23 protein-coding genes are annotated in these 25,964 nt (G+C 62.3%); 11 read left to right on the forward strand and 12 right to left on the reverse strand.

Annotated features, from left to right (window positions below; translation table 11 throughout):
• Positions 1-14 precede the first annotated feature (14 nt).
• Genes HMPREF3096_RS25900 through speB form a run of 4 tightly spaced genes read right to left on the reverse strand, consistent with a single transcriptional unit; the run spans position 15 to position 3,725 of the window.
• The gene (locus HMPREF3096_RS25900) at positions 15-818 is read right to left on the reverse strand and encodes an ABC transporter substrate-binding protein (RefSeq protein WP_032731121.1); all 804 of its coding nucleotides are present in this window, start codon (positions 816-818) and stop codon (positions 15-17) included.
• Positions 819-827: 9 nt separating this feature from the next.
• Positions 828-1,904 (reverse strand): isopenicillin N synthase family dioxygenase, encoded by a 1,077-nt coding sequence (locus tag HMPREF3096_RS25905; RefSeq protein ID WP_032731120.1) that lies wholly within the window; start codon positions 1,902-1,904, stop codon positions 828-830.
• Positions 1,901-2,764: a sugar phosphate isomerase/epimerase family protein gene (locus HMPREF3096_RS25910; protein ID WP_032731119.1), complete on the reverse strand. Its 864-nt coding sequence runs from the start codon at positions 2,762-2,764 to the stop codon at positions 1,901-1,903. Before HMPREF3096_RS25910 ends, HMPREF3096_RS25905 begins: the two co-directional genes overlap by 4 nt.
• 10 nt (positions 2,765-2,774) lie before the next feature.
• Positions 2,775-3,725 (reverse strand): agmatinase, encoded by a 951-nt coding sequence (gene speB / locus HMPREF3096_RS25915; RefSeq protein WP_004145693.1) that lies wholly within the window; start codon positions 3,723-3,725, stop codon positions 2,775-2,777.
• A gap of 115 nt (positions 3,726-3,840) precedes the next feature.
• Here speB and HMPREF3096_RS25920 point away from each other — a divergent pair, with 115 nt between their 5' ends.
• Positions 3,841-4,752, forward strand: coding sequence for a LysR family transcriptional regulator (locus tag HMPREF3096_RS25920; RefSeq protein ID WP_002914199.1), 912 nt, complete (start codon positions 3,841-3,843; stop codon positions 4,750-4,752).
• 195 nt (positions 4,753-4,947) lie between these two features.
• Here HMPREF3096_RS25920 and HMPREF3096_RS25925 read toward each other — a convergent pair whose 3' ends face one another.
• Both HMPREF3096_RS25925 and HMPREF3096_RS25930 read right to left on the reverse strand, forming a co-directional pair.
• The gene (locus HMPREF3096_RS25925) at positions 4,948-5,571 is read right to left on the reverse strand and encodes a hypothetical protein (RefSeq protein WP_012967392.1); all 624 of its coding nucleotides are present in this window, start codon (positions 5,569-5,571) and stop codon (positions 4,948-4,950) included.
• Positions 5,572-5,748: 177 nt separating this feature from the next.
• Complete coding sequence (locus tag HMPREF3096_RS25930) at positions 5,749-6,870, reverse strand: FAD-dependent oxidoreductase (RefSeq protein WP_070544665.1); 1,122 nt, start codon at positions 6,868-6,870, stop codon at positions 5,749-5,751.
• A 185-nt stretch (positions 6,871-7,055) separates the two neighbouring features.
• On the opposite strand from HMPREF3096_RS25930, the gene HMPREF3096_RS25935 reads away from it, so the two are divergent.
• From HMPREF3096_RS25935 to HMPREF3096_RS25970, 8 genes are all read left to right on the forward strand, one after another.
• The gene (locus HMPREF3096_RS25935; protein WP_032731117.1) at positions 7,056-7,955 is read left to right on the forward strand and encodes a LysR family transcriptional regulator; all 900 of its coding nucleotides are present in this window, start codon (positions 7,056-7,058) and stop codon (positions 7,953-7,955) included.
• 120 nt (positions 7,956-8,075) lie between these two features.
• Positions 8,076-9,233, forward strand: coding sequence for an alpha/beta hydrolase family protein (locus tag HMPREF3096_RS25940; RefSeq protein ID WP_012967395.1), 1,158 nt, complete (start codon positions 8,076-8,078; stop codon positions 9,231-9,233).
• Between the two features lie 22 nt (positions 9,234-9,255).
• Positions 9,256-10,176 (forward strand): VOC family protein, encoded by a 921-nt coding sequence (locus tag HMPREF3096_RS25945; RefSeq protein WP_012967396.1) that lies wholly within the window; start codon positions 9,256-9,258, stop codon positions 10,174-10,176.
• Complete coding sequence (locus HMPREF3096_RS25950) at positions 10,176-10,535, forward strand: Rieske (2Fe-2S) protein (protein WP_012967397.1); 360 nt, start codon at positions 10,176-10,178, stop codon at positions 10,533-10,535. Before HMPREF3096_RS25945 ends, HMPREF3096_RS25950 begins: the two co-directional genes overlap by 1 nt.
• Positions 10,513-11,496 carry a fumarylacetoacetate hydrolase family protein gene (locus HMPREF3096_RS25955; protein WP_032731116.1) on the forward strand — a complete coding sequence of 328 codons (984 nt, stop codon included), beginning with the start codon at positions 10,513-10,515 and terminating at the stop codon, positions 11,494-11,496. The genes HMPREF3096_RS25950 and HMPREF3096_RS25955 overlap by 23 nt, the downstream gene beginning before the upstream one ends.
• Before the next feature lie 3 nt (positions 11,497-11,499).
• Positions 11,500-12,291 (forward strand): cyclase family protein, encoded by a 792-nt coding sequence (locus HMPREF3096_RS25960; RefSeq protein WP_012967399.1) that lies wholly within the window; start codon positions 11,500-11,502, stop codon positions 12,289-12,291.
• A gap of 228 nt (positions 12,292-12,519) precedes the next feature.
• A complete protein-coding gene (locus HMPREF3096_RS25965; protein ID WP_227515283.1) occupies positions 12,520-13,722 on the forward strand; it encodes an MFS transporter in 1,203 nt (400 codons plus the stop codon).
• A 196-nt stretch (positions 13,723-13,918) separates the two neighbouring features.
• Positions 13,919-15,229, forward strand: coding sequence for a carbohydrate porin (locus tag HMPREF3096_RS25970; protein ID WP_023323147.1), 1,311 nt, complete (start codon positions 13,919-13,921; stop codon positions 15,227-15,229).
• 135 nt (positions 15,230-15,364) lie between these two features.
• Here HMPREF3096_RS25970 and HMPREF3096_RS25975 read toward each other — a convergent pair whose 3' ends face one another.
• The 3 genes from HMPREF3096_RS25975 to HMPREF3096_RS25985 are packed head-to-tail and all read right to left on the reverse strand — an operon-like array spanning position 15,365 to position 19,522.
• Positions 15,365-17,809 carry a glycoside hydrolase family 3 protein gene (locus tag HMPREF3096_RS25975; protein WP_023323146.1) on the reverse strand — a complete coding sequence of 815 codons (2,445 nt, stop codon included), beginning with the start codon at positions 17,807-17,809 and terminating at the stop codon, positions 15,365-15,367.
• A complete protein-coding gene (locus HMPREF3096_RS25980; protein ID WP_012967403.1) occupies positions 17,784-18,407 on the reverse strand; it encodes an NADPH-dependent FMN reductase in 624 nt (207 codons plus the stop codon). The genes HMPREF3096_RS25975 and HMPREF3096_RS25980 overlap by 26 nt, the downstream gene beginning before the upstream one ends.
• A 20-nt stretch (positions 18,408-18,427) precedes the next feature.
• Positions 18,428-19,522 (reverse strand): LLM class flavin-dependent oxidoreductase, encoded by a 1,095-nt coding sequence (locus tag HMPREF3096_RS25985; RefSeq protein WP_014907086.1) that lies wholly within the window; start codon positions 19,520-19,522, stop codon positions 18,428-18,430.
• Between the two features lie 202 nt (positions 19,523-19,724).
• On the opposite strand from HMPREF3096_RS25985, the gene HMPREF3096_RS25990 reads away from it, so the two are divergent.
• Positions 19,725-20,369, forward strand: coding sequence for a TetR/AcrR family transcriptional regulator (locus HMPREF3096_RS25990; protein WP_012967405.1), 645 nt, complete (start codon positions 19,725-19,727; stop codon positions 20,367-20,369).
• 11 nt (positions 20,370-20,380) lie between these two features.
• On the opposite strand, the gene HMPREF3096_RS25995 is transcribed toward HMPREF3096_RS25990, so the two are convergent.
• From HMPREF3096_RS25995 to HMPREF3096_RS26005, 3 genes are all read right to left on the reverse strand, one after another.
• Complete coding sequence (locus HMPREF3096_RS25995; RefSeq protein ID WP_012967406.1) at positions 20,381-21,628, reverse strand: MFS transporter; 1,248 nt, start codon at positions 21,626-21,628, stop codon at positions 20,381-20,383.
• A gap of 256 nt (positions 21,629-21,884) precedes the next feature.
• Entirely contained in the window at positions 21,885-23,384 is a 1,500-nt protein-coding gene (locus HMPREF3096_RS26000; RefSeq protein WP_023323144.1) for a GMC oxidoreductase, read from the reverse strand.
• 128 nt (positions 23,385-23,512) lie between these two features.
• Positions 23,513-24,970, reverse strand: coding sequence for an MFS transporter (locus tag HMPREF3096_RS26005; RefSeq protein ID WP_023298093.1), 1,458 nt, complete (start codon positions 24,968-24,970; stop codon positions 23,513-23,515).
• Positions 24,971-25,190: 220 nt separating this feature from the next.
• Here HMPREF3096_RS26005 and HMPREF3096_RS26010 point away from each other — a divergent pair, with 220 nt between their 5' ends.
• Complete coding sequence (locus HMPREF3096_RS26010; RefSeq protein ID WP_012967409.1) at positions 25,191-25,964, forward strand: TIM barrel protein; 774 nt, start codon at positions 25,191-25,193, stop codon at positions 25,962-25,964.

The following is a 25,964-nucleotide window of genomic DNA, read 5'->3' on the forward strand; positions in this document are numbered from 1 at the left end:
CAGTGCTTATTGTCTTAATCGATGCTTTCTAAGTTGTATTTTTTGATCAGCGCGGCATATTGGCCGTTGGCTTTCAGCGTGGCCAGGGTGGCCTTAATCGCCTCCGCCAGCTCGGTGTTGCCTTTGGCGACGTAGATCCCCAGCGGCAGCGGGTAGACCAGGCGCGTAGAGCTTATCCCCAGGCGGCCGCGGCTCTTGTCGACGATGAGCTGCGCCGCCGGGGCAATCTCAAGCTGGGCGCCGATGTTCTTCGACAGCAGCGCCTGCGAGGCTTCCGGCGCCGTAGGGAACTCCTGAATGGTGATGGCCGGTTTGCCGTTTTTCAGGCACCACTCATCGGAGTGTTTTTTCAGGCTGGTCACCCAGGTGGTGCCTGCCTGCAGGCCGACCTTCACACCGCACAGCTCATCTTCGGTTTTCGGCTGCACCGCGCCGCCCTTCAGGGCGATGATCGACGCGCCGGAGAGGGCGTAAGGGATGGCGTCGGCCTGTTTCTGGCGTTCCGGCGTCACGTACATCCCGGAGATCACCGCATCATATTTCTTGCCGATGCCGAGGATCAGGCTGGTGAACTTGGTGTCGATCAGCTGCGGTTTGGCCTGCAGATGTTGGGCGATCAGCGCGGCGAAATCCGGGTCGAGACCGACGATGTTGTTATTGCTGTCATAGGACTCAAACGGCGGGTAGGTGACCTCCATCCCCACCTTAAAGACGCCCTCGGTCAGCAGTTCCGCCGCCTGGGTGACAGGGGAAAAACAGGCGCTGACGGCGAGGGTAAGCGCGACACGGCGCGAGATTTTTTTCAGGGTGCTAGTCATCATGGTTCCTCACGGGTGGTTAGGGTTTTTTTGCTGTGCCTGTTTTTTCAAATGGCCAAAGGTATTGGTGCCGCGCGCGCGCTCCGGTAGCTGAAGTTCACCGCGATTGACCTTCTCGCGCAGGTAGCGATAGGTTTGCAGCGCCTGGCTCCACATATGCTCCCCGATGCTGAGCTCCTGATATTCACCGGCTTCGCCGGCGGCGAGGAAGGTCGGCAGCGGGCGGATCAGCGTGTGGTAATCGCAGGCGAAAAACAGCGGGAAGGAGTACCGCTCCTGCGGCACTTTGCGCACCCGGTGGGCTGTAGCAACAAATGTGCCAGCGCTGAGCACTTCCAGCATGTCGCCGATATTGATCACGAACGCCTCTTCTCCGGCGGCGTTCTTGACGGGAGGTGCATCGATCCACACGCTTTCTTCATTGAGGACTTCAAGGCCGGGCTGGTCGGCGAGCAGCAGGGTGAAGCACTCATAGTCGGTGTGTGCACCAATTCCGGGAACATCTTCGACGCTGGCGTCGAACGGGTAATGGATCAGCCGCAGCTTGGCCGGCGGGCAGGTCACCATCGGTTTGAAATACCCTTCCGGCAGGCCGAGCGCGAGGGCGAAAGCGTCGAACAGACGGTGGCCGAGGGCGAAGACTGCGTCGTAGTAGGCCAGCACCCGCGCGCGGAAATCCGGCAGATCGGGCCACTCATTGGCGCCGATCAGCGGCGTGCCGGCGAGCACCAGCGGATGGTCATCCGCTGCCTGGAAGCCGATATCGAAAGCCTCTTTATGGTCCGGCTTGCCGGAGCCGTAGATCTCTTCTCCTTCCGGAACGTAGCCCTTATGGCTTTTGGAGTGGCCGATGTAATAGTTCATCTTCTCCTCCATCGGCAGGGCGAAGATCTGCTTCGCCGCCTCGCGGACGCCGGCGATCAGCGCCGGGTCGATGCCGTGGCCAGTGATGTAGAAAAAGCCCACCTCGCGCGCCGCGCGGCCGATGGCGTCGGCCACCGCCTGGCGCCTGGCGAGATCGTCGCCGGCCAGATCGCGGATATCGATGGTCGGGAGTTCAGTAAAAGCGTGCTTCACGGCGGTCATGGCTGCGGTTCCTGTTCAGTGAGCGTTAAAAACTGCTGAAAGTGGGCCTGCTGGCGCGCGGCCATCCAGGCGTTGAGCGACCAGAGGTCGGCCACCGGGACGTTGGTGAACGGCAGATGGTGCAGATAGCCGTCGGCGCCAAACTCCGGGGTCAGCGTGGTCTGCGGGTAGCCGCGCTGGCGCTGTGAATGCCAGACCTGCTGCCAGAAACGCTCGGCAAAAGCCAGCGCCGACTGATACTCCGGCGCCGCCGGGTGCGGCACCTGCGGCCCCTGGTCGTAGCCCACCCGAGCCTGCACGTGATGCACGCGGTCGATAAAGGCGCTGAAGTCATCGCTGGGGTCATCCAGCAGGCGCTCGCTGACCACCACCCAGTGGCTGATGTCGGCGGTAAAGCGCAACTGGGGGAGCTGCTGAATAATCTCCAGCGTGAGCCACGGGCTGTACAGCGAGGTGGCGCGATGGGTTTCAAAACTGCAGGTCAAACCAAACCCGGCGGCCAGCTCGTGCGCCTTGCCGAGAAAATCGACCTGCTGCGCCAGCGGCCAGCGATCGTTGCCCGCCAGCAGATTGACAAAGCGCGGGTTGAGGCTGCTGGCCTCGGCGAAGCGGGTCTGCAGGCGCGCCAGATGCTGCTCCGGCGTTTCATGCTGGGCGGGGAGCACTCCGCCGCCGCTGAAAAGAATGGCGATATACTCCAGCCCCGACGCCTGCAGGCGGTCGGCGAGCTCCCGCCGTTCGGCCACCGTTAACGGCACGCGGGCTTCGATACCGCAGCAGCCGACGCGCTGCAGTTCATCCAGCGTTTGCGACCAGGGGGTGGTGACTCCCCAGAGGGTGCGAAAGCATTTCAGCTCCATGGCGGCTTCCTCAGGCGTACTTCACGCCGGGCAGGACGCAGAGCATCTCGTACAGCAGGTTGGCCGCCAGCTGGGAGGTATTACCGCTCACGTCGTAGGGGGGCGAGACCTCGACCAGATCGGCGCCAATCAGGTTCAGGCCGCGGCAGCCGCGGACGATCTCCAGCGCCTGAATGGAGGTCAGGCCGCCGACTTCCGGCGTCCCGGTTCCCGGGGCCCAGATGGGATCGAGGCTGTCGATATCAAAGCTGAGATACACCGGCCCGTCGCCCATCTGCTGGCGGACTTCGGCCATCAGTGGCGCCAGCGAGGTATGCCAGCACTGCTCCGCCTGCACCAGGCGAAAGCCCTGGTCAACGCCCCACTGGAAGTCGCCGGCGGCATAGCCCTGGGCGCGCTGGCCAATCTGCACCACCCGTTTGAGGTCGAGCAGTCCCTCCTCAACGGCGCGGCGGAAGGTGGTGCCGTGGGCGATTTTCTCTCCGAACATCTCATCATTGGTATCGGTATGGGCGTCGACGTGGATGAGCCCCACCGGACCATGTTTTTTGGTCAGCGCCCGCAGGATCGGCAGGGTAATGGTGTGGTCCCCGCCGAGGGTCAGCGGGATCAGCGGATAACTATTCAAACCGGTGTAGTAATCTTCGATAATTTGCACCGATTTGAGCAGGCTGTAGGTATTGATCGGTACATCGCCGATGTCGGCCACCGACAGCGAGTCGAACGGCGCGGCGCCGGTTGCCATATTGTACGGACGGATCATCACCGATTCGGCGCGAATATAGCGCGGTCCGTAGCGCGTACCTGAGCGCTGCGAGGTGCCGATATCCAGCGGAATGCCGACAAATGCCGCATCAAGTCCCTGTAAATCTTCGATAAACGGCAGGCGCATCATTGTGGCGCGGCCGGCGAAGCGTGGCATCTCATTGCCACCCTGCGGTTGGTGAAAGAGGTTATCCATGTCTGCTCCTGAATCTGACGGATGAAACGTAACAGGAGAGATAGTGCGCAACCCGCGCTGGACTTTACATCGTCTGACGTAAATACTCAGTTCATTTATTGGTGAACTAAATACGATGCATCACGACGCCAGCCTTAATATTCGACAGCTGCAGGTTTTCGAGGCGGTGGCCCGCCTGGAGAGCTATAGCCGGGCCCAGCAGGAGCTGGGCATTTCGGTCTCCGCCATCAGCAATGCGATGTCGCAGCTGGAGGGACAGCTTGGCTTCACCCTCTGCCAGCGCGGGCGCGGCGGTTTTTCCCTGACTGAGAAAGGTCAGCAGTTTTTACAGCAGGCGATCCGCGTGCTGAGTGAACTCAATGAGCTGGAGCGGCAGTCGGCGCTGCTCAAAGGGGAGCACAGCGGCACCTTGTGCATCTCGACGCTCGACTCCATCGAGACCGAAACGGCGCTCTCGCTGCCGGTGGTTCTGCGCAGCTTCAGCGACAAATTTCCCCATGTGCATATCAAACTGATTATTCGCACCCCGGCGGAGCAACTGAACGGCGTGCTGAACAACCATATCGACCTGGCCATCGGTAGCTACAACTCGCAGGTGCATAACATCATCAGCGAGCCGCTGTACCGCGAACAGCACTGGCTCTACTGCAGCGATCTGCACCCGATGTTCTTCAGCCGCCAGCTGGATAAAGAGCAGATCAGCCAGTGCCCGCTGGTGACCCGCAGCTACTGGAACACCAGCGATTTGCGCCGCCGGGGCTTCAGCAAAGGCAGCGCCACCGTCGAGACCGTCGACGCCCAGCTGTTGCTGATCCTCTCGGGGAAATATATTGGCTATCTGCCGGAGCATTACGCCTGGCCGTGGATCAAAGAGAACCGCCTGCGGGTGCTGCTGCCCAACGAGTTTGGCTTTCAGTCGCCGTTCTCGGCTATCTGTAAGCGCGGGCGCAGCAATGAGCCCTACCTGAAAGCGTTCCGCGACCTGTTGAAGAAAAACACGGTGGCGCGGCCGAAGTGGAATTACTGAGTGGGGTAGGGGCTTCCCTCCGCCGCGGTGGTGGCTCTGGCGCTCAGCGCGCAGCCTGGCGGTGGTATTTCTCCTGTTTAAAAAACGAACAGCAGCCGGTAGCCCGCCCGGGCTGCGGCTGCCAGGCAACTGCCTCCAGGTTATCCACAGGGTTAGGCGCCGCTGGTGTGGACAGGTCGCCGGGCAGCGCAGTCGTTAGCGATTCGCTTTAATGGTTTTTTCCGCAATCGCGATGGTGGAGAGTTTGTGCAGGCAGATCAGCGCCAGACAAATCCCGCAGGCAAACAGATAACTAGCCATACTCAATTTTTGCAGACGCGATAAATGATTAATTCTGTCAATCACCGCTGGGCTGGCGAGGCCTTCATACAGGAAAGGCAGCGCCGTTAAGAAGCCGCCAATAAAATAGAGCACCAGACTGATGACTTCGACAGCCTTACGGTATAACCAGAAGCGATAACCCCATTTTTTCCATTTGAATATGCGTTTCTCATCATTGACCGAAATCAGATGCTGGCATTTACTGTAGTTATCAATATCGCTGACTGGATTTTTGCATTTCAACAATATCTTTCTTTGCGCCATGGTCAGGTTTTTATCTTTGGTCAGCGCGGCGATACCATATTCGTATGCGATCCGTTGCAGATCGGGGTCGTCACTATTTTTGTGCAGTGCGGCGGCGAATTCACTGATATTTTTGCGCGAGGTGAATATTTTATCTTTGGGAAATACCCAACCTGAACGCACGGCGACAATCTGAATAATCAACGTGATAATCGCTATCGCATATTTGAAAAACTCTGCCGAGAGAATATTCATATCCGTATATTCCTTTCCATGATGAAGGGGAAAACTGAAATATACCTTAGCCATGTGAGCGGAGAGGTGTCAAATATCACGCTGCGCGGGAAGAATATCTTCGGTGATAAGAGATTAGCGTCTGGGGAAAGGGGGAAAAATCCGCCAGCGTGGCCGGCGGAGGGGGCCGGGCAGGGCTTATATCGGCCTCGCCGTCAGGGCCATCATATCGCTGATCGCCTGCTGGCGGTTAAAATGGCGATCGCGGTGGATCTCACTCTCGCCCACCTGCAGCGAGGCGGCCCAGATCTGCTGACAGCGCGGCCGGCGGCGGGCGTCAAAGTGCGCCAGCGCGGCTGCTACGCTGTCGGTCTGCTGCAGCGCTTCGCGCAGCACGATGGCATCCTCAATCGCCATGCCCGCCCCCTGACCGAGATGCGGAGTGGTAGCGTGAACCGCGTCGCCCACCAGCACGACGCGTCCCTGATACCAGGGATCGTCGACGAACAGCTCCTCCAGCGGCTTATAGACGACCTCGTCGTTGTTAACGATATGCTCGCGCAGGCTGCCCGGTAACCCCGCGCCGGGCGGCAGACGGCGGCGCATCTCCGCCGCCAGCTGGTCGCGGGTGTAGCGGGGGTTATCCGCTTCATGGGAGGTGATAAACAGATACATCAGATCTTCCCCCAGCGGCACCAGCCCACAATTGCAGCCCTCGCCCATAAAGCACATCAGATGATCCACCTCCGGCGGCCGCGGAAAGTTGTAGCGCCACACGCCCTGGCCGGTAAAGCGAGGTTGATAGCGCTCGCCGTAGAGCATGCCGCGCACCCGGGAGTAGATCCCGTCGGCGCCGACCAGCAGATCGTAGCGCCCCTCGCCGCCGCGGCTGAAGCTCACCTTCACGGCATCATCATGCTGACGGAAGGCGTCAATGCTCTCGCCAGTGGTCAGCCTGGCCCCCAGCTCCTGCGCGGTGGAGCAGAGTACGTGGTGCAGGGCCAGGCGGGAGATACCGACGTTGGCCGGGAACTGTTCGCCCGCCAGCCGCTCGCCGGGAAAGCTGGCTAACTGCTGGCCGCTCAGGGTATGCACCGAGACGCTGTCAAACGGCCAGGCGGCGTCCAGATAGCGTTCCAGCACGCCAAGCCGCTGCATTTCGCGCACAACATTGTTCTGCTGAATGATACCGACGCCGTAGACCCGCCACTGCGGCTGGATCTCCACCACATCGACGGCGACACCGGCCTGGCGGAGAGCGATGGCGGTGCATAATCCGCCGATGCCGCCGCCAACGATTAATGCGTTATGGATATTCATCGTAGGTGTTTTCTCAAGGGGACAGAGAGCAGGACGTTAACCAACGGAGCGGCACGCTGACTAATCGCGATAAAGAATGATCGCTATCGCAAAAAACAATATCGCCGTGGAAATTGAAAACAAAAAGTTGCAGAAAAGTTAAATTAAGCCACAGGATAAGCACGCCATTTCTCGCCGGGGGACCCATGCGTTATCAACATCTTGACCTGAACTTACTGGTGGCACTGGATGTGTTACTGGATGAACAGAACATTACGCGCGCGGCGGGCCGGTTGCATATGACCCAGTCTGCCACCAGCGGGGTACTCAACCGGCTGCGCACCTACTTTGAGGACGACCTGCTCACCCAGGTGGGCAGAAAGATGCGGCCCACGCCGCTGGCGGAAGAGCTGCGGGAGCCGGTTCGCGACGTGCTGATGAAAATTCAGACCTCTATTGCCCGACGGCCGGTGGATGAGCCGGCAACCAGCAAGCGCCATTTTCGCATTATGGCCTCGGATTACGTGATCAACGTGATGTTGAAGGATGCGCTGCAGGCGGTACATCAGGAAGCGCCGAGTATGACCTTTGAGTTTTTCTCGCCTGACGCCCAGTCCACCGGCATGCTCAACCGCGGCGAGCTGGATATCATCGTGGCGCCGGAACGTTTTATGGCCGCCGACCATCCTGCCGAAGCGCTGTTTGACGAAGAGTTTGTCTGCCTGGCCTGGGCGGACAATCCCCACACCGGCGAGATGCTGACCCTCGACGCCTGGCAACAGCTGGGGCATGTGTCGGTGGTCTTTGGCCGTGAGCGGCAGCCGGGGCTGGAGGGCAATCTGTTTGCCGAGTCGGGGCTAAGTCGTCGTATCGAGGTGGTGACTCACAGCTACCATTGCGTTCCGCAGCTGCTGCTCGGCACTTCGCGGATCGCCACGCTGCACCGGCGGTTGGCGGAGCAGTACGCGGCGATGCTGCCGCTGCGTCTTTTCCCGGTCCCGGTGACCCTGCCGATGATGCGCGAATTTATCGGCTGGCACCGCTCGCTGGATAACGATCCTATCTTCGGCTGGCTGAAGGCAAAAATCGTCGCCAGCGCACGCTAACCCACGGGTATTGCTCCCGTCGATACCTGACATCCTGAGACATGATTGGTCGCCCGCAGGTGCTTTATGTGACAGTGCCTGCGCTAAAGCGACTGCGACTGAATGTTGAAGGATGACCCTATGTTTCGCTATTTCCCTAAAAACTATGTCTGGAACCTGTCGGTGGATCTCTCCATCGAGATGGGCGCCCGCATCGGTGAGATCGAAGAGATGTGCGCGCCGCTGCTGGCTGCGTCCGAGCATCCCGACGCCGAAGGCACCCGCGCGTTCCGGGAAACCTGGTCCCGAATGGCCGATAAATTATGCGCGCTGGCGGGCGAAGATGAAGCGCGGGGACGGCGGCTGTCGGCGGGAGAGAAGTATCTCCGGGCGGCCAACTATTACCTGACCTGCGAACGCCTGCAGGCGCATGGCGCACCGGACCGCGATGCGCTGTACCGCCGCTTTCTCGATGTCTTTGCCGCCGGGCTGCACCATACCCATGCCAACTGTCAGCGGGTAACCATCCCCTACGAGGGCAAAACCCTGTCGGCACTCTACGTCCGCGCCGAAGGGGTGACCGGCCGCGCGCCGCTGCTGGTGCAGGTCAACGGTCTCGACTCCACCAAAGAGATGAAATATCTGGTGGGATTACCGCAGTGGCTGGCGCAGCGCGGGGTCTCCTCGCTGGTGGTCGACCAGCCGGGAACCGGCGAAGCGCTGCGTCTTCACGACATGAAGGCCCGCTATGACAGCGAGCACTGGGCCAGCCGGATCGTTGACTGGCTGGAGCAGCACCCGGAGGTGGATGCCGGGCGCATCGGCATGGAAGGCGTCTCGCTGGGCGGCTATTACTGCCCGCGGGCGGTGGCGTTTGAGCCGCGCTTCGCCTGCGGCGTGGTGTGGGGGGCGAATCACGACTGGCGTGAGGTGCAGCAGCGCCGCCGCGAACGCGAAGGGGATTTTCCGGTACCGCACTACTGGCAGCACGTGCGCTGGGTCTGGGGCGGCGAGGATATCGACGCTTTTATGCGCCTTGCGGAGAACGTCCATCTCGACGGCGTACTCGACCGCATACGGGTGCCTTTCCTCGTCACCCATGGTGAAAAGGACTCGCAGATCCCGGTGAAATGGGCGCAGCGCACCTACGACCAGCTGGTGAACAGCCCACGCCGCGAGCTGAAAATTTTCACAGACCGCGAGGGCGGTGTGCAGCACTCCAGCTTCGACAACTCGATTAACGCCGGGCACTACATCGCTGACTGGGTGGCGGAAACCCTCGGCGGCCGGGTGGCCTGAACACGCATAAGGAACAACCGCGATGAATATTCTTGGTCCGGATTATCTGGTATTTGGCGTCGATGACCTGGCGGGTTGCCGGCAATTTCTTCTCGACTACGGTTTACGCGAGCAGGAGAACGGTTTTTTTAGCGCGCTGGATGGTACCGGCGTGCTGCTGCGGGAGCGTGACGATCCGTCGCTGCCCGCGGCGCTGCCCAGCGGCAGTCAGTTGCGGGAAACCGTCTATGGCGTGGCGGATAGCGCCACGCTGGAGGCGATTGCCGAGACGCTGCGCCGCGATCGTGAGGTGAAGCTTGGCGCCGACGGCGTACTGCGCTGCGTCGATGATGCCGGCTTTGCCCTTGGTTTTCGCGTCAGCCAGCGCCAGCCGCTGCAGCGGGAAGGGGAGAAAATCAATGCCCCGGGGGATCACGCCGGGCGGCCGGTCAACCAGACCGGGGCCAGCGCTGACATGGCGGCAGAGCCGCGTTCGCTTTCCCATGTGGTCTATTTTGTGCCGGACGCCGCGCGCGCTGAAGCCTTCTATCAACGGCTGGGCTTTGTCTGTACCGATCGCTTCACCCACGTCGGCCCCTTCCTGCGGCCCGCCGGCACCCAGGATCACCATACCCTGTTTCTGATCCAGGCTCCGCCGTTTATGACCGGTATTGAACACTTTACCTTCCATCTCGGCGGCCCAACCGAGCTGATGATGGCCGGTAGCCGCTTTCAGCAGAAGGGGTATCAGACCTTCTGGGGGCCGGGGCGCCATCAGCTGGGATCGAACTGGTTCTGGTACTTCAACAGCCCGCTCGGGTGTCATATCGAATATGACGCCGATATGGATCAGCACGACGACCACTGGCAGCCGCGCGAAGCGCTGCCGGGGGCCGATAACTCGCAATATTTCCTGCTGGGGTATCGTGAGAAGTGGGCCCCCGGTCCGGATAACGCCCGCTGATGGTTCGTCTGTGCCGTGCCGACAGCCTGGCCGAGGGCCAGGCGCGGGGATTTGACCCTACGGGCAGCGGGCAGGCGACGGTGATTGCCTGCCGCTATCAGGGGACACTCTATCTGTGGCGCAACCGCTGTCCGCATCTGGATACCCCGATGAACTGGCGGCAGGACGCTTTTCTCAACGCCCGGGGCGACCGGCTGGTCTGCTTCGCCCACGGGGCGATTTTTATGCCGGACAGCGGCCTTTGCGTGCAGGGCGCCTGCGCCGGCCAACGTCTGAGTCCGCTGGCTGGCGACGTTGACGCCGACGGCTGGCTCTGTCTGCAGGAGGAGGCAGATCATGAAACTGGCAACACGAGATAACGGTGAACGCGACGGCTGCCTGGTGGTGGTCTCGCGTGATTTGACGCTGATGGCCGATGCGGCGGATATCGCTCCGACGCTCCAGCAGGCGCTGGAGCTGGCCCCGCGCGTCTGGCCTGCGCTGCAGGCGCGCTATCAGGCGCTCAATGCGCGCCGCTACCCGGCGGCACAACCCTATGATCCCTGGCGTCTGCTGGCGCCGCTGCCCCGCGCCTGGCAGTGGCTGGACGGATCGGCCTTCCTCAGCCATGGCGAGCGCATGCAGCGGGCCTTTCATCTGCCGCCGATTGCCGGCGCCGACCAGACGCCGCTGATGTATCAGGGCAGCGGGGACGACTTTCTTCCCCCTCACGCCGGGATAAGCTGCCGCCGGGTCGAGGATGGCCTCGACTTTGAGGGCGAATTCGCGGTGGTGGTCGACGAGGTGCCGCAGGGCTGCTCGCCGCAGCAGGCACTGAGCTATATCCGCCTGATCGTCTTGCTCAACGATATCAGTCTGCGGGCGCTGGCGCCGCGCGAGATGCAGACCGGGTTTGGTTTTATTCACGCCAAACCCGCCTCGGCTTTTGCGCCGGTGGCCCTTACCCCGGATGAACTGGGGGAGGCCTGGCAGCATGGGCGGGTGGCGCTGACGCTGCAGGTGATGCGCAATGGCGAGCCGTTTGGCTGCCAGTCAGGCAGTAACATGCATTTCCATTTTGGCGAACTGATTGCCCATGCGGCGCAGACCCGCCGCCTGCGCGCCGGGACGGTGGTGGGCTCCGGCACGGTGTCCGGGCCGGACGCCAGCCGCGGCGCCAGCTGTATCGCCGAGGTGCGGGCCATGGAGATGCTGGCCCATGGTGAACCGCGTACGCCGTTTTTGTCCCCAGGGGAGCGGGTGACGATGGCAGCCCACGCCCCCGATGGCCGGCCGCTGTTTGGCGTGCTGGATCAACACGTTGTGATGTTAATGGAGTAAACCATGATCAATCTTTTACAAGGGCGTCGGCTGGTCGATCTTTCCGTCACCCTGGACAACAATCCCTGGACCGATCCGCCGCCGCTGCTGCCGAACATTGAATATCAGGATCATCAGCAGGGGTGGCCGGAAATGGCGGCGATGTTCCCGGGACTGGAAAAATCGCAGATGCCGGGAGAGGAGGCCTGGGCCTCCGAGCGCCTGACCGTGACGCCGCACAATGGCACCCATATGGACGCCCCCTGGCACTACAGCTCGACCACCAACGGCGGCGAACCGGCGTTTGGCATCGATGAGCTGCCGCTGGAGTGGTGCATGCGCCCCGGCGTCCGGCTGGATTTCCGCCACGTCGCCGACGGGGCGATCCTGCAGCCGGAGGATCTGCAGCGCGAGCTGGCGCGGATAGGCTATTGCCTGTCGCCGCTGGATATCGTGTTAATCAATACCGCAGCCGGCGCCCGCTACGGCCAGCCGGACTATCTCCAGCGCGGCTGCGGTATTGGTCGGGCGGCGACGCTGTGGCTGCTGGAGCAGGGCGTGCGGGTTGTTGGCACCGACGCCTGGAGCTGGGATGCACCCTTCCACTTTACCCGCGAACGCTTTCAGGCCAGCGGCGACGCCGGGCTGATCTGGGAGGGGCATAAAGCCGGCAGGGAGATCGCCTATGGGCAAATGGAGAAGCTGAGCAACCTGGAGCAGCTTCCCGACTACGGCTTCTGGGTGAGCTGCTTTCCCTACAAGATCCGCCGCGGTTCGGCCGGGTTTATCCGCGCGGTGGCGATTGTCGACGCCTGAAACTACGGAAGGTTATGTTAATTTAATGTGAATGTATTGTGTTAATTGTGATAGCAATCGCAGTCCACGCCACCTGCATCCGGTAGGGTAGAACGGTATGTGTGCTGAGTTCGCTAATGCGTTGTCAGCCAGTATGCCGGGGCGCAAAACGCCTTTCTTTATCGATAAAAAATAGAACTGTAATTCATATTCTAAATAAAGGGCAGTGACGGAGAGCGGAAAATGGTGATGCACAAGGTTTCAGCAACCCCGCGCGAGGCGGGGGTCGTACAGGCGATGTTATTGATGTTGGCGGCCCTGCTGCCGATCATGGGGACGTTGACCATGCTGCCGGTGATGCCGATCCTGTTCGGCCATTTTGCCGCGCAGCCGCACGCTCAGCTGTTGGTGCCGATGATCATCACCTTACCGGCGGTGAGCATGGCGCTGCTGGCGCCGCTGGCCGGAATGGTGGGCGATCGCCTGAGTCGTCGCCGTCTGCTGATCGCCGCCACCGGCGTGTACGCGGTGTTTGGCCTGCTACCGGTGATGCTCGACGATCTGCATACCATTCTGCTGGCGCGGCTGGTGATGGGCATCGCCGACGCTTTTATCCTCACCACCGCCAATGCGCTGATTGGCGACTACTTTGCCGGCGAGGCGCGCAGTAAATGGCTGGCGGTGCAGAGCGGCATGGGGTCGGTACTGTCGACGCTGATTGTGCTGGGCGCTGGCCTGCTGGGAACCCTGGGTTGGTATGGGCCGATCTATTTGTATGCCCTGGCGATCCCGGTCTTTATCGGCCTGTGTCTGTTCACCGCTGAACCGGCACTCCGCCATCGCGCGGACAATATCGCTGACGAGAAGGGCGTCGCTTTTCCGCAGCGCAAAATGGCGGCGATCGGCCTGATTACCCTTGGCAGCGCAATCCTCTACTTTCTCGAGCCGCTGCAGATAAGCCTGGTGTTCAGTCAGCTCGGGCTGACCTCCAGTAGCCAGATCGGCATCGCTACCGCCATGGCTGGGGTGGGGGTGCCGCTGGGGGCCTGGCTGTATGGCCGCAGCGCGAAGCAGCGTATCGACAGGCAGTTTTTGCTGTTTTACGCCATTTTTGGTTTCGGCCTGTTGTTTATCGCTGTGGCCCGCAATCCGCTGGCCGGCGTGGCGGCCGGGTTCGTCGCGCAAATCGGTAACGGAATGCTGATCCCCCTGATGCTGGCCTGGATGATGAAGACCCTGCCGGCGCCGCACCGCGCGACGGGGATCGGCATCTGGCATACCTTCTTTTTCCTCGGCATGTTCATCAGTCCAGTACTGATGAACATGCTGAATGGCGTTACCGGCAGCCTGCAGCACAGCCTGCTGTGGTTTGCGCTGTTGACGCTGGCTATCGCCGGTATGACGGGCATCGCCAGCGCCCGGATGGGGGGCCGCCGCGCGCTGGCCCGCTAATTTTACCTGACGACGATATCACCATACGCCCGCTGGCCTCCCGGCGGGAACGGGAGGTTATTATTTAAAAAAGCCTACACCTTATTTAGCGTTAACTTTCAGCCTAATTAATCCCTGTTAATAAACGTATTGTGACGAATTTATTTTTCACGATATGGCGCATCTTACCTGCAAAAAATAAAAATGAGGGTTTATTATGAGTCTCTGCTGTACCGACGTAAGTAAGAAAATAATTTTTCCCCTTTCGGCGCTGACGCTGGCGATATTCTCCAGTACCGCGCTGGCGGATACCTGGACCTGTGAGCAACTGGATAAACTGAATACCCGCTCCGCGCAGGTCGTCAGCCCTCCGTCGACCTGCGAATCGCTTATCGGCGATATTGGCGGCTTTCGCAGCGCGCTGGCCGACCGCGGCTGGGGCGTTCAGTTAAGCTGGAACCCGATGGTGATGTACGATCTGAAAGGCCAGTCCGCCGACCCGCAACAATATGCCGGGCAAAGTTTTACCTGGTCGCAAAATATGTCTTTGAACGTCACCTACGATTTAAGCCGAATTGGGTTTACTAAAGACGCGCAATTTACTTTCTCTCCCCAGTGGGCGACCTCGAATTATCATGACAGTTATCCGGAGCTGCATAATATTGCGGTGCTGGCGGTGAACCAACCCTTATTAAACGGCCAGCTGGAGCTGCAATATGGTTTTTATCCGTTAATTCGCCAGTTTTACGGCATGGTGCTGGGGGGCAACTCTTCTTCAGCCGCGCTGGGGCCGACCAGCGTGATCCCGGTGCAGGTGGGGATCAGTCTCAACGCGCCGACGCCGACCTTCACCGCCATCGTCCGCGATAGCGAAAAGAAGTTTTATAACAACTTTGCCGTCAGCCGCAGTATGTCACCTGCCGGGCACCTCGACGACGTGGAGCAGAACCCCTCGGGCCTGAAATGGCACGTTGATGGCGCCAACCCGATCCTGGTGGATGAGTTTGGCTTTAAGCAGCCGGCGGGCGAGTCGCAGCGCTCGCTGTGGTTCCGCGCCGGGGCAATCTACAACACCTCGCATTACCAGTATTTTGACCAGCCCGGCGACAGCAGCAGTAACTACGCGTTCTATGTCGCCAACACTGTGCAGCTGACCCAGCCGAAAAAAGGGCTTCCGCTGGGGCTGTATCTTGATGTGAAAGCGGACTATGCTCCGGACGATCGCAACGCTTACACCAGCGACTTCCAGGTCACCTTCTTTGATATCGGCCTGTTTCCCGGCCGCGAGCAGGATATGACCTCGCTGGGCTATACCCGCTCCTTTATCAGTAAAAAGTTCCGCGATTATGTCGGCGAGGCCGGGATGGAGGCGCCGCAGAGCATCAACGCCATCTCCCTGTCGCACGCTCTGCGCCTGACCAAAGGCATTTACTGGATCAACGGTATCACCTGGCAGGATAACCCGACGCTGGTACCGAAGCATGAGTCGGCGGTTCTCTGGCAGTCCTCGATGTACTGGAACTTCTGACCACAGACCACCTGAGGATTTTAACCCCGCCCGCCGGTACGCTGCCGCCGGGCGGTTTTTTTCGCGAACCGGTTGGCGGATGGACAAAAAAAGAGGGTCGGCACGTTGCCGACCCTCTTTGCCATCGATCCGGGTTTAGCCCCGGTGGCTGATTTTCCCGTCGGGGGTCAGCACGAAATCGAAGGTTGCCCGAATATCGTCGCTGGCGAAACCCACCGCCAGCTGCCAGGGGCCGCTGGCCAGTTGCCATTCCTGGGCAGGCACCTGCCAGCGCTGCAGCGCGTGACGCGGCAGGTCAAGGGTCAGGGTGGCTTCGTCGTGCGCCGGGACGCTGACTGCCGCAAACTCCGCCAGCGCCGACCATGCCGTCTGCGGCCCCCGCAGGTAGAGCTGGACCACCGCTTTCCCGTCGCGGGCGGCGCGGTTTTGCAGCTGGCAGCGCAGCTGCAGCCCGTCCACCTCGTCGCCTGTCAGCGCGGCGGCGTTGAGGGTGATATCGGCATACCCCAGACCGTGGCCAAAGGCCCAGGCGGCGGGACGTTCGCGGGCGCTAAACCAGCGATAGCCCACCTGCTGGCGCTCGTGATACCAGAGGTCGCCCGCGGCGTCCGGCGTCAGGCTGCGTACCGGATAGTCATCCAGGCGCTGGGCGAAGGTGACCGGCAGGCGACCGCCAGGTTCACGATCTCCGGCCAGCACCGAGGCCAGCGCCGGGCCAAACTCCTGGCCCGGATACCAGACGACCATCACCGCCGCCGCGTCGGCGAGACACCCGGTATCCACCGGATGGGCAACGTTCAGCACCACCACCGTCCGCGGGTTCGCCGCGCAGACGGCGCGGATCAGGGCGACCTGATGCCCCGGCAGCGCGGTAGCGTCCCGGTCGATGCTCTCCAGACCGGCATCGGCCGTTTCGCCAATCACCAGCACCACGCTGTCGGCCGCCCGGGCATGGTCGACCGCCTGCTGCAGCAGATCGATGGTTTGCGGGGGCTGGCAGCCAAACCAGATGCCGTGGGCGATACTGCTACCGAGCGCCATCTCGGCCCGGAAGGTCAGGGATTCCCCGGCCTGTAGCGGAAATTCAAGGTGAGTATGGGGGGCCTGCATCAGCTTGCCCATGATATCCCCGTCCAGCGCCTCGCCATTGAAGGTCGCCACGCGTTCGCCGTTCAGCTGCAGGGCGACCTCCCCGGTGCCGCCGATCCAGAAGCCGTAGCGGCCGCTGACCGGCGCGGTGAACTGGCAGCTTACTGTCACGGTGGCGCGTTCGGTCAGGCGCAGCATGTCGCCGACGCCCGGCATATCGCGAAACCAGATCAGCGAGGAGGCATCGCGCACCTCCCGGTGAACCACCTCCCCGGCGGCGGTGGCGTAGGCAACGTCCAGTCCGCGTTCGCCGGCGGCGGTGCGCAGCGGCAGATGATGCAGAGGCGGGATGCGGTAATCGCTCTCCACCCCCTGGGCATAGCTTATCTCAACCCCGGCGGCGGAGAAGCGCTGACGAATGGCCTCCAGAGGGGAGATCAGTCCCGGCATCAGCGCCACTCTGGCAAAGGTCCCGCCCTGGAAGCAGGGCGTCGTGGCGTTGGGACCCATCACCGCCAGCCGCTGTCCCGCCTGCGCGTCGAGAGGCAGCAGCCGCTGGCGATTGTGCAGCAGGACAAACCCCGCCGCCGCGGCTTCCTCCAGCGTGTGGCACCGCTGCGCCTGGGCGGCCGCAGAGCCATCCCACGGCAGAGGATGGCTGACCCGTTCGGCCAGCCGCGCCAGCCGGGCGGCGGCATCGTCGAGACGCCGGGCATCGCTGTCGGTATCCATCAGCGCAGGCAGCAGGTGGTCGCCCATATGGCGGGCCGGGCCCGGCATCTCCAGATCCAGTCCGGCGCGGAAGCTGGCCGGGCCATTTTGGGTGCCGAACCAGTCGGACATCACCAGCCCGTCCCAGTCGAGATCGCGCTTCAGCCACTGGCTGATGGCCTGATGCTGCTCGGCGCAATAGATCCCGTTCACCCGGTTATAGGCGGTCAGCATGCCCCAGACGCCGCGGCTGGCCGCCACTTCGAACGGCCAGAAATAGACTTCGCGCAGGGTGGCTTCATCGACGACCACGTTCATGGTCCGCCGATCGGTTTCTGAATCGTTACAGACCATATGTTTGACGATGCAGCCCACTCCCTGGCGCTGAACGCCGTCGATCCACGCCGCGCCCAGCTCGGCGATATGCCGCGGGTCTTCGCCAAAAAGCTCAAACGCGCGGCCGGCAAGGGGGCTGCGCAACAGGTTCAGGTTAGGCGCCAGCAGCGCCTGCGTCCCGGTGCGCAGCGCCTCCTGACCGATGACGCCGCCCACCCGGCTGACCAGCTGGCGGTCCCAGCTGGCGCCAAGCGCCAGCCCGCAGGGGCTGAGCAGGGCAATATCCCGCTCGTCAACCCGGCCGCCGGTGATCCCCATCGGGCCATCGGACAAGGTGACCGATCCCAGCGTGGAGTGCGGGATAGGGTGGGTAGACCACATCCCCATCCCGGCGGTGAGCCGTACTTTTTCGGCAACGCTAAGCGACAGACTGAGCGCAGGCATCGGCATGTCTCCGTAAGAGGGCGTCAGGGGTGAAGGCCAGCGACTGTTCGGCTACGGTGGCCAGCGCGCGCTGGACCGCGTCGTCGGTGCAGCGGCCCTCGCTGTCGAACAGCGACACGCCGGCGGTGTTGAGGGTTACCCCCAGCGGGGTCGGCCAGCCGCGCAGGGCATGAACGATACCGCGCATGGCGCCGAGGGTGGTGTTGCACCCCTGCCAGCCGGCGGCGGTAACGATGCAGCCCACCGCCCGGCCATCGAGATAGACCCGGCTGTCGCCGCGCAAATCTTCCAGCAGGTCGATGGCGTTTTTCACCAGGCCAGACACGCCGCCGTGGTAGCCCGGCGAGGCCAGCAGAATGCCGTCGGCCTGGCGCACGGCTTCCACAAACGCTACCTCCTGCGGCGTGCGGGTGGTCACTTCCGGGTTAAACGGCGGCAGGGCCGCCAGTTCAGCGCCGCCGAACAGCTGGGTTTGCGCGCCGAGCGTGCGGGCATGGGCCAGCGCGGCGGCGAGGGCGCGCTCGGTGCTGGAGCCCGGGCGGGTAGTGCCGCCGATACCGATCAGCAGCGGCGGGCGCGAGAAAACAGGCTTATTCATAGCAGGATCTCCCGGTCGGATTAGCGAAAGCGCGGCAGGATCTGGTCCGCGAACAACGAGATCGACTGCTGGCTCAGGCGCAGGCGCTCCTCGGTCAGCGGGCCGTTGGTGAAGCCGAGCAGCACGTTGCCGATGCCCAGCTGCTGGTGGCGTTCCAGCTCCTCGGCGACGGTCTCCGGGCTGCCGTACAGGCACCAGGTTTTGATCCACTCTTCGCTGAAACAGTCCGGATGGCGGTGCAGCGTAACGCCGCTAAACTCTTCCGCCCGCTTGTTGTACTCATATTCCCGGTCGATGGCCTGCTGGTACCAGCCCATGATCTGCAGCATCTCCTCGCGGGCCTGCTCGTCGGTGGGGGCGATATGGACGCACTGCCAGGTATGGGTGGTCCACGAGAGGCAGTGGTTCACCACCTCGTCGCTATGGCCGGCGTTGAGCAGGGCATCGCGGTAGCGGGTGAAATAGTGGGTCAGCTGGCCAAACGGATCGTTGCTGGCCGGGATCGGCGGAGTAAACGCGGGTATAAAGGCCGGCCAGCCGTTGTCGGCGGCGCGCTGCATGCTGGTTTCACGCAGGGCCACCGGCATGATGCGGTTAAACGGTTTTTGCCAGGGGGCAGGAACGATGCGCTGGACCACCGCGCCCTTATAGTGGCCGGTCTCGAAGATGATCGGATCGTCTTCAATGTTTTTCTCCCACAGCCGCTGGACCAGATCGAGGTTCTCCTGCAGCAGGCTGGAGGCGTCCTTGTAGTTCACGCCAAAGCCGATCATCTCTTCCGGCGTGGTGCCGCTGCCGATGCCCACCAGCAGGCGGCCTTCGGTGAGTTGATCCAGCAGGTTAACGCGCTCGGCGAAGCGCACCGGGTGGTGCAGCGGGACGGTGGTGACTGACATGCCAAAGTGGATCTTTTTCAGCTGTCCCGCCAGGTATGCGGCGAAGACAAACGGATCGCTGGACATCGGCGCATAGCCGGTAAAGTGATGGTCTGGCATAAAGACCGCATCGAAACCGCGATCTTCGGCCTGGCGCGCGTGATCGATCAGTGACTGCATCACGAAACGATCCTGCTCGGGGGCAGTGGAACGGCCGACGAGGAAAACAGAGAAACGCATAGCAACTCCTGGGTTGTGTGGTGGTTGTTATTATTAAATGGAACTAGAATTATGATTCTAATTGTTTATCAAAGAATGAAAATGACCGCCATCACACTTTTGCCACATGGCCCACAGGTGAGTCGGGCGGGTAATTTGCAGCGCGGTTGCTAACTGCAATACACTGCGGGGGTTTTCTATGGATAAAGAGGTGAGAACTGCGATGACCGATCTTCCCGCGATGCGCCAGCCGAAACAGGACCGGAGCCGGGTGGCGCTGGAGCGGCTGATGGCCGCCAGCCGTGAAATCCTGCATGAAGGCACCTTTGAGCTGCTGACCATTGCTGAAATCAGTAAACGCTCGGGCGTTTCTGTCGGCTCGATTTATGCCCGCTTTGGCGGCAAAGAAGATCTGTTTATCGCCGTCATGATGGAGGTGATGCAGGAGCTGGACGCCGAATGGCAGCAACTGATCCAGCAGCTGCACGCACGCAATCTGCCGCTGCGCCAGCGGCTTCCGGCGCTGATGGATGTCCAGGCGGAGTATCTGCGCCGCCATGCCGGGATCCTGCGGCCGTTTATGGCGCGGGCGGATGATGAGCGCGTGGCGGGGATTGGTAAAGCCGCTTATCAGAAAAACGAACAGACCTTTATCGACCAGCTGCTCGATGCCGCGGCGGAGATCCGCCACCCCGAGCCGGAACAGGCCGCCCGCTTCTGCTTTACGGTTTCGTATGCCGCGCTGGCCCGCTTCCTCGGCCTGGGGTCGGCGGCAGAAGCTGCCGGTGAGGGCGACTGGGAACAGCTCAAACGCCATCTGGGCATGATGTGTCTGAGCTATCTGGTCACCCCCGTCGAGGCCGGCTAAGCCGCGGGATCTTACTTCGCTAACTGCCAGGCGCTGGCCTGCTTATGCTGACGCAGGCGCTGGCTATGACGGGAGAAGGTATAAAGAAATATCGCGGCGGCCAGAACCAGCGCCGCGATGCCGAGCGTCAGGAAGGCGCTCAGCACATCGTTCCCGGCCCGAAGGCGGATCGCGCCGACAATAATCGGGCTGACGAACATGCCCGCGAAGAAGGCCCCGGACCAGGCGCCCATCGCCCGGCCGCAGTAGGCGGGCGGAATCAGCGACCCTACCCAGTAAATCATCGCGTTAATCGCCATTCCGGCCCCCAGCTGCTGGATGGCGGAGCCGATCCCCATGGCGATCACCGTCCGCGATTCGCCCACCACCAGCATCCCGATCCCCATCAGGCAGAGCATGATGGCGAGCACGCGCTCCGGCGTATAGCGGCGGGAGACCAGACCGAACAGCAGCGAACCGACAGGTACGGCGAGGCTGACCAGCGACATAATCAGGCCGATACGCTGCGGAGTGGCATTTTGCAGAGTATGAAAGGCGTTGGCGCCATTGATGGTGTACACGTAATAAATGATGGCGCAGACAAACGTCAGCACGCTGAGGGTGATCACTCGCGGCCACGGAAACTGATTATGCTGCGCCGCCTGGGCAGCGTGCTGCGGACGGGCCGCCTGAGCCGGTTCGAACATCCAGAAGTACATCGCCAGGAACAACAGGATGGCGACAAAGTAGATCATAAAGGCGCCGTTCCAGCGCAGGGCGGTCAGATAGCCGGAGCTGGCCAGCACCAGCACCGCCAGCGCCGGGCCAATTACCCCCTGCACCGTCAGCCAGAAGCGGCGCTGTTTGTCGTCAAAGTAATCGATCAGCATGGTGTTAGCGATGGTCAGCACTACCGCCTCCGCCAGTCCGACGCCGAGGCGGCTGCAAAAGATGCCGGTCAGGGAGGTGATGTAGAGCGGCATTGTGCCGCAGATGCCATACAGCAGCGTGGCGCTGAGCAGCAGTTTACGGCGGCCAAATTTATCCGCCAGCCAGCCGGTGCAGGGCCCGGCGATGGCGATCACCAGACCGGGCGCGGTGAGCATCAGCGGTACCAGGGTTTCGACATAAGGCACGCCGGCGAAGTGCTGGATCAGCGTCGGGACCGCCGGCGCCAGGGAAACGATCGCCAGGATGGGTAGAAAGGCGGTCAGGGCGATGATGATGCCCTGGATCGCGCCGGCTTGCGGCGCGTGGGGCGGATTCAGGCTATGGCTCACGACGTTCTCCTTTTATCGCGCGGGTCGCCTGTCGTCGGCGGTGGCGCGGTTTTTTAGTATGCAGGTCAGGGATACAGGTGGCGGCGGGAATCGCCGCGGATTTAAGAGTAGGAGCAGGAACGGCGCGGGGAAAAATTGTGATTACGTATGTGATCCATCACAAACAAAAATACCATTGAGTTGTTGTGGTTTTGCGGCAATAAAAAAGGCGACCGATGTCGCCTTTCGCGGGGAACCACCCGGTAAGCCAGAGGCGCTACAGCAGCCGCGCCACGATATCATCCGCGGCGAGGATCGCCAGGGCGACGCTGGTCAGCGTCGGGTTGCAGGCGGTTGAGGTGGGGATCACGCCGTTGCCGCCGACGTACAGATTGTGAAAATCCCAGACCCGCGAGTGGCGATCGGCCACGCTGCTGCCGTCGTTTGCTTCTCCCAGGCGACAGGTTCCCTGGTAGTGCAGCGAGGTGCCTGCCGGCAGGATAATGGCTTCTCCACCGGGCGCCACGCGGCCCAGCGCGACGCCGACGCGTTTGGTCACCGCCACCGCCTGCTGTAACCGGCGGCGATCGCCGTCGGTTAACTGGTAGTTCAGCTGCATTTTCGGCAGCCCTACGGCATCGGTGTCATCGCTGAAGACGATCCGATCCTCCTCGCGTAGCTCCTTAGCGAGAAACAGCCCCAGACCGACCACCGGCTTCGTCGGGCTCCCCGGCGGCTGGGTAAAGGCGATCGGTGAGGTATCCATCTGCATCAGCTGACCGTGGAACGGGAAATCGGGCTCATGAAACGGCAGCCAGGTGACGCCGGAGACATTGTCCCGTCCGTCGCGCACCGGGTTGGCCTGCGCGGCGACGGCAGGCGGGGCGTCCACTTCAATCAGGGCGATCACCTGTGGCTGATCGTTGAGCCAGCGGCCCAGCGCCCGCGGGCGGATGCCTGAGGCGTACAGCAGTTGTGGGGTGCGCAGCGCATCGGCGGCGACCACCACCGCTTTGGCCGTCACCACGTACTGTTCACCGCTGCGCAGATCGCGCATCTCCGCTCCGCGGGCGACGCCGTTCTCGCTGAGGATCCGGGTGCACAGGGTGGCGGTGCGGATCTCCACCCCGCGCTGGCGGCGGGTCTCTTCCTCCGCCAGCTCGCCGAGCACCGCGTCGACGCCGGACCAGCGCGGTTTGCCCTCCGGCGTCGCGGCGCAGGCCAGCGGCATAGGCTGCGCCAGCCGCGCCGGGGGACGGTCGCTGGCGAAGTGCTGGTTAAGGGCATCGACGATTTGCCGGCCGATGGCGGTGGCCGGAAATCCTTCGCGGGTCACCTGCAGATAATGCTCTGCCGATTCCCAGGCGTCAGCCATCTCTCGGGGATCGAGAAAAGGAATGACTTCGCTGCCGCCCGGCCGCGGACAGGCGCAGGTCCAGTGGACGCCCATGCCGCCGAGGTTAGTGGAGAGCGCTGCAGCCGGCATGCCGCTGTGGGGCGACGCCGGGTCGAGGAGGTGGGTGCCCGGCCGCGCCTGCAGAGCGTCTGCCGGCAGGCTCTCCGGCAGGGCGGCCAGCGGAAACGCCCGGGCGCTGGCGTACGCCGCTTCCCGCTGCTCAGGCGCCAGGTTACGGATATTGACGCCGGTCGCGGGGGTCAGCGCTTCGCCAGCCTCCACCACCAGGATCCGCGCGGCGCTGCGATCGGCAATTCGGCGGGCAAAGGCGGCGCCCACCGGGCCGCTGCCAATAATCAGTACATCGATGTTTTCATCCATATCAGTTCTTACCTTTTATTGTTCTCCGGGCGTATGCCCGTTGCAGGTGTACAGAAAATAGGTACTACAGCCTGGTGCGTCCTGATAAATGGTTCCTCATGATAGCAGCCATTGCCGGACGCGATAGGTCATGGCTTACCCGCCGGGGGAAGCACTGAGGCGGGCAGCAGGCGGCTGAGGGCGGCAATCGCCAGCAGGATCAGGGCGCCAAGGGTCAGCAGGGTGATAAAGGCCCCGCGCCAGGCCTCCGGTGCGGAGGCGCTTTGCGCCAGATAGAATCCGCCGAGGGTCGCCATGCCGAGGGCGGCGCCAAACTGCTGGCCGGTGCGAAATAATCCCGACGCCGCGCCGGCGTGGGCCACCGGTATCGCCGCCATAGCAAAGGCCGGCAGCGGGGCGGAGATAAGCCCCATCCCACAGCCGCACAGGCCGAACCCAAGACCCAGCGCGGTCAGCGGCAGCGTCCCCGGCGCTGCGGCGATCCCGTAGCCCATCAGCAGTAGGCCGCTCATCTGTACCGCCACCCCAACCAGCGTCACGTTGCGCCCAAGACGAAGTGACAGCCGGCGTCCAGCGACGGCGATGGAAAACATCGCCCCAAGCGCGAAGGGGATATGCATCAGGGCAGTGTGGAACGGGCTGAAGCCCAGTCCGCTCTGCAGCACCAGCGCGGTGGCCAGCAGCAGCGAGGCGGTGGTCAGCTGATAGAGCAGGGTGATGATAATCCCGGCGCGAAAAAAGCGGTCGCGCAGTACGGCTGGCGGCAACAACAGCGTGCCGCCCCGGCGTTCGCGTCCCAGCAGATGGCGCCAGAGGAGTGACACCGTGATGACCGACAGCAGCGGCGGCAGCACCATCCAGGCCGGCCAGCGCAGGGCGGGGCCTTCGATCAGGGTGAGCAGCAGCGCGCCGCCGCCCACCACCGCCAGCAGGGTTCCCAGCGGATCGATGCCTTTCGCCTCCGGGCTGCGCACCGCCGGGAGCACCCGCCACGCCAGAGCGACGGCGATGGCGATCACCGGCACGTTGATCAAAAAGATCGGCCGCCAGCTGAGGCCGAAAAGATTGCTTTCGATGATGATCCCGCCAAGTACCGGGCCGAGGATCCCGGCGGCGCCGCCGAGCAGGCCGAAAATACTCATCACCCGAAAACGCTCGTGCGGGCGATACAGAACCTGCATCAGGGAGAGGATTTGCGGGCCCATCATCGCCCCGCTGGCCCCCTGCACAATACGCATCGCGACCAGCATTTCCGGGCTGGTGGCCAGCCCGCAACCGGCCGACGCGGCGCCAAACGCCAGCAGGCCGCTAATGAACATCCGCCGGTAGCCATACAGATCGCCGAGACGGCCGCCGGTAAGCAGCAGAATGGAGAAAAAGAACAGGTAGCCGGTGACCACCCATTCGATTTGCCGCGGGCTGGCGAGCAGGTCGCGCTGTACCACCGGGATGGCGACATTGATGATTGAAACGTCGATGATCTCCAGCACCAGCGCTATCGAAACCACCAGCGTGGCCAGCGTGCGCTGCCGTTCGCTGGTGTAGGGAGGCGCCTGAACTGTGGCCGCCGAAGCGTTATTGAGCATGATGTACCTTCAGATTTAGTTAAATACTTGTTAAATAATATTGACAATTTATAGCAATCAGAGATTAGAATTAGAGCACTCATTCTGGTTATGCCGCGTCAGATCCTGCCGTTGACCGATAAGCCAGAGGGGAAGGCGTCACACTGCCGCTCAGAAACAGAATAAGAATTCTTATTCTAATTTTGTTTGTTTTGATCTGGCAAGTAGAGAAGGGGGTCGGATGTATTTGTCCGCATGTATTGAATGGCTGTTTCGTGAAGAGTATCCCGATTTCAGCGATCGGGTCCGGGCGGCGAAAGCGCAGGGATTCAGCCACGTTGAGTTTCACCTCTGGCGCGATAAACCGCTGGCAGCGCTGGCGCAGGCGCTGGAGGAGACGGGCGTGACGCTGTCTAGCTTCGTGGTGGAGCCCCGGCGCAGCCTGGTGGATCCGGCGGAGCATGAGCAGTTTCTGGCTGCAGTGAGCGACAGCCTGGCGGTGTCACGTCAGCTGGGGTCGCCACCGCTGGTGGTAGCCTCCGGCTTCAGTCGTGAAGGGGTCGATATTGCCGAGCAGCGGGCGCAGGCGGTCCACATCCTGCGTCAGGCAGCGACGCTGGCGGAAGCCGCCGGGGTCACCCTGCTGCTGGAGCCGCTCAACACCCGCATCGATCATCCGGGGATGTTCTTAAACGATACCCGGCTGGCGCTGGATATTATCGAGGCGGTCGACAGCCCACGGCTGCAGCTGCTGTTTGATGTCTATCACTCGATGGTAATGGAAGAGGAGATGGAGGAGGTGCTCGGCGGCAGAATGCATCGGGTGGGGCACGTGCAGATAGCCCAGGCGCCGGATCGCAACGAACCGGATCCGCGCAGCGGCGAGTGGCCAGCGCTGATCGCCAGGCTGCAACGGCTGGGCTACAACGGGGCCATTGGTCTGGAGTATAAACCGTCGCTGCCCGCAGCGGCCTCGGTGGCTCGCGCCCGCGAAGCGACCGGCTTATCCTGTTAA

The sequence above is a fragment of the Klebsiella sp. HMSC25G12 genome (assembly GCF_001807705.1).
GTDB classification, from domain to species: domain Bacteria; phylum Pseudomonadota; class Gammaproteobacteria; order Enterobacterales; family Enterobacteriaceae; genus Klebsiella; species Klebsiella variicola.

Bases quoted from the DNA above. Each gene is read 5' to 3' on its own strand.
- HMPREF3096_RS25990 (WP_012967405.1), top strand. From the start codon at position 19,725: ATGACCGATCTTCCCGCGATGCGCCAGCCGAAACAGGACCGGAGCCGG.
- HMPREF3096_RS25975 (WP_023323146.1), bottom strand. From the start codon at position 17,809: ATGCCTGCGCTCAGTCTGTCGCTTAGCGTTGCCGAAAAAGTACGGCTC.
- HMPREF3096_RS25910 (WP_032731119.1), bottom strand. From the start codon at position 2,764: ATGGAGCTGAAATGCTTTCGCACCCTCTGGGGAGTCACCACCCCCTGG.
- HMPREF3096_RS25985 (WP_014907086.1), bottom strand. From the start codon at position 19,522: ATGCGTTTCTCTGTTTTCCTCGTCGGCCGTTCCACTGCCCCCGAGCAG.
- HMPREF3096_RS25900 (WP_032731121.1), bottom strand. From the start codon at position 818: ATGACTAGCACCCTGAAAAAAATCTCGCGCCGTGTCGCGCTTACCCTC.
- HMPREF3096_RS25905 (WP_032731120.1), bottom strand. From the start codon at position 1,904: ATGACCGCCGTGAAGCACGCTTTTACTGAACTCCCGACCATCGATATC.
- HMPREF3096_RS25960 (WP_012967399.1), top strand. From the start codon at position 11,500: ATGATCAATCTTTTACAAGGGCGTCGGCTGGTCGATCTTTCCGTCACC.
- HMPREF3096_RS25940 (WP_012967395.1), top strand. From the start codon at position 8,076: ATGTTTCGCTATTTCCCTAAAAACTATGTCTGGAACCTGTCGGTGGAT.
- HMPREF3096_RS26000 (WP_023323144.1), bottom strand. From the start codon at position 23,384: ATGGATGAAAACATCGATGTACTGATTATTGGCAGCGGCCCGGTGGGC.
- HMPREF3096_RS25935 (WP_032731117.1), top strand. From the start codon at position 7,056: ATGCGTTATCAACATCTTGACCTGAACTTACTGGTGGCACTGGATGTG.
- HMPREF3096_RS25945 (WP_012967396.1), top strand. From the start codon at position 9,256: ATGAATATTCTTGGTCCGGATTATCTGGTATTTGGCGTCGATGACCTG.
- HMPREF3096_RS25970 (WP_023323147.1), top strand. From the start codon at position 13,919: ATGAGTCTCTGCTGTACCGACGTAAGTAAGAAAATAATTTTTCCCCTT.
- HMPREF3096_RS25930 (WP_070544665.1), bottom strand. From the start codon at position 6,870: ATGAATATCCATAACGCATTAATCGTTGGCGGCGGCATCGGCGGATTA.
- HMPREF3096_RS26005 (WP_023298093.1), bottom strand. From the start codon at position 24,970: ATGCTCAATAACGCTTCGGCGGCCACAGTTCAGGCGCCTCCCTACACC.
- speB (WP_004145693.1), bottom strand. From the start codon at position 3,725: ATGGATAACCTCTTTCACCAACCGCAGGGTGGCAATGAGATGCCACGC.
- HMPREF3096_RS25920 (WP_002914199.1), top strand. From the start codon at position 3,841: ATGCATCACGACGCCAGCCTTAATATTCGACAGCTGCAGGTTTTCGAG.
- HMPREF3096_RS25955 (WP_032731116.1), top strand. From the start codon at position 10,513: ATGAAACTGGCAACACGAGATAACGGTGAACGCGACGGCTGCCTGGTG.
- HMPREF3096_RS25980 (WP_012967403.1), bottom strand. From the start codon at position 18,407: ATGAATAAGCCTGTTTTCTCGCGCCCGCCGCTGCTGATCGGTATCGGC.
- HMPREF3096_RS26010 (WP_012967409.1), top strand. From the start codon at position 25,191: ATGTATTTGTCCGCATGTATTGAATGGCTGTTTCGTGAAGAGTATCCC.
- HMPREF3096_RS25925 (WP_012967392.1), bottom strand. From the start codon at position 5,571: ATGAATATTCTCTCGGCAGAGTTTTTCAAATATGCGATAGCGATTATC.
- HMPREF3096_RS25965 (WP_227515283.1), top strand. From the start codon at position 12,520: ATGCACAAGGTTTCAGCAACCCCGCGCGAGGCGGGGGTCGTACAGGCG.
- HMPREF3096_RS25950 (WP_012967397.1), top strand. From the start codon at position 10,176: ATGGTTCGTCTGTGCCGTGCCGACAGCCTGGCCGAGGGCCAGGCGCGG.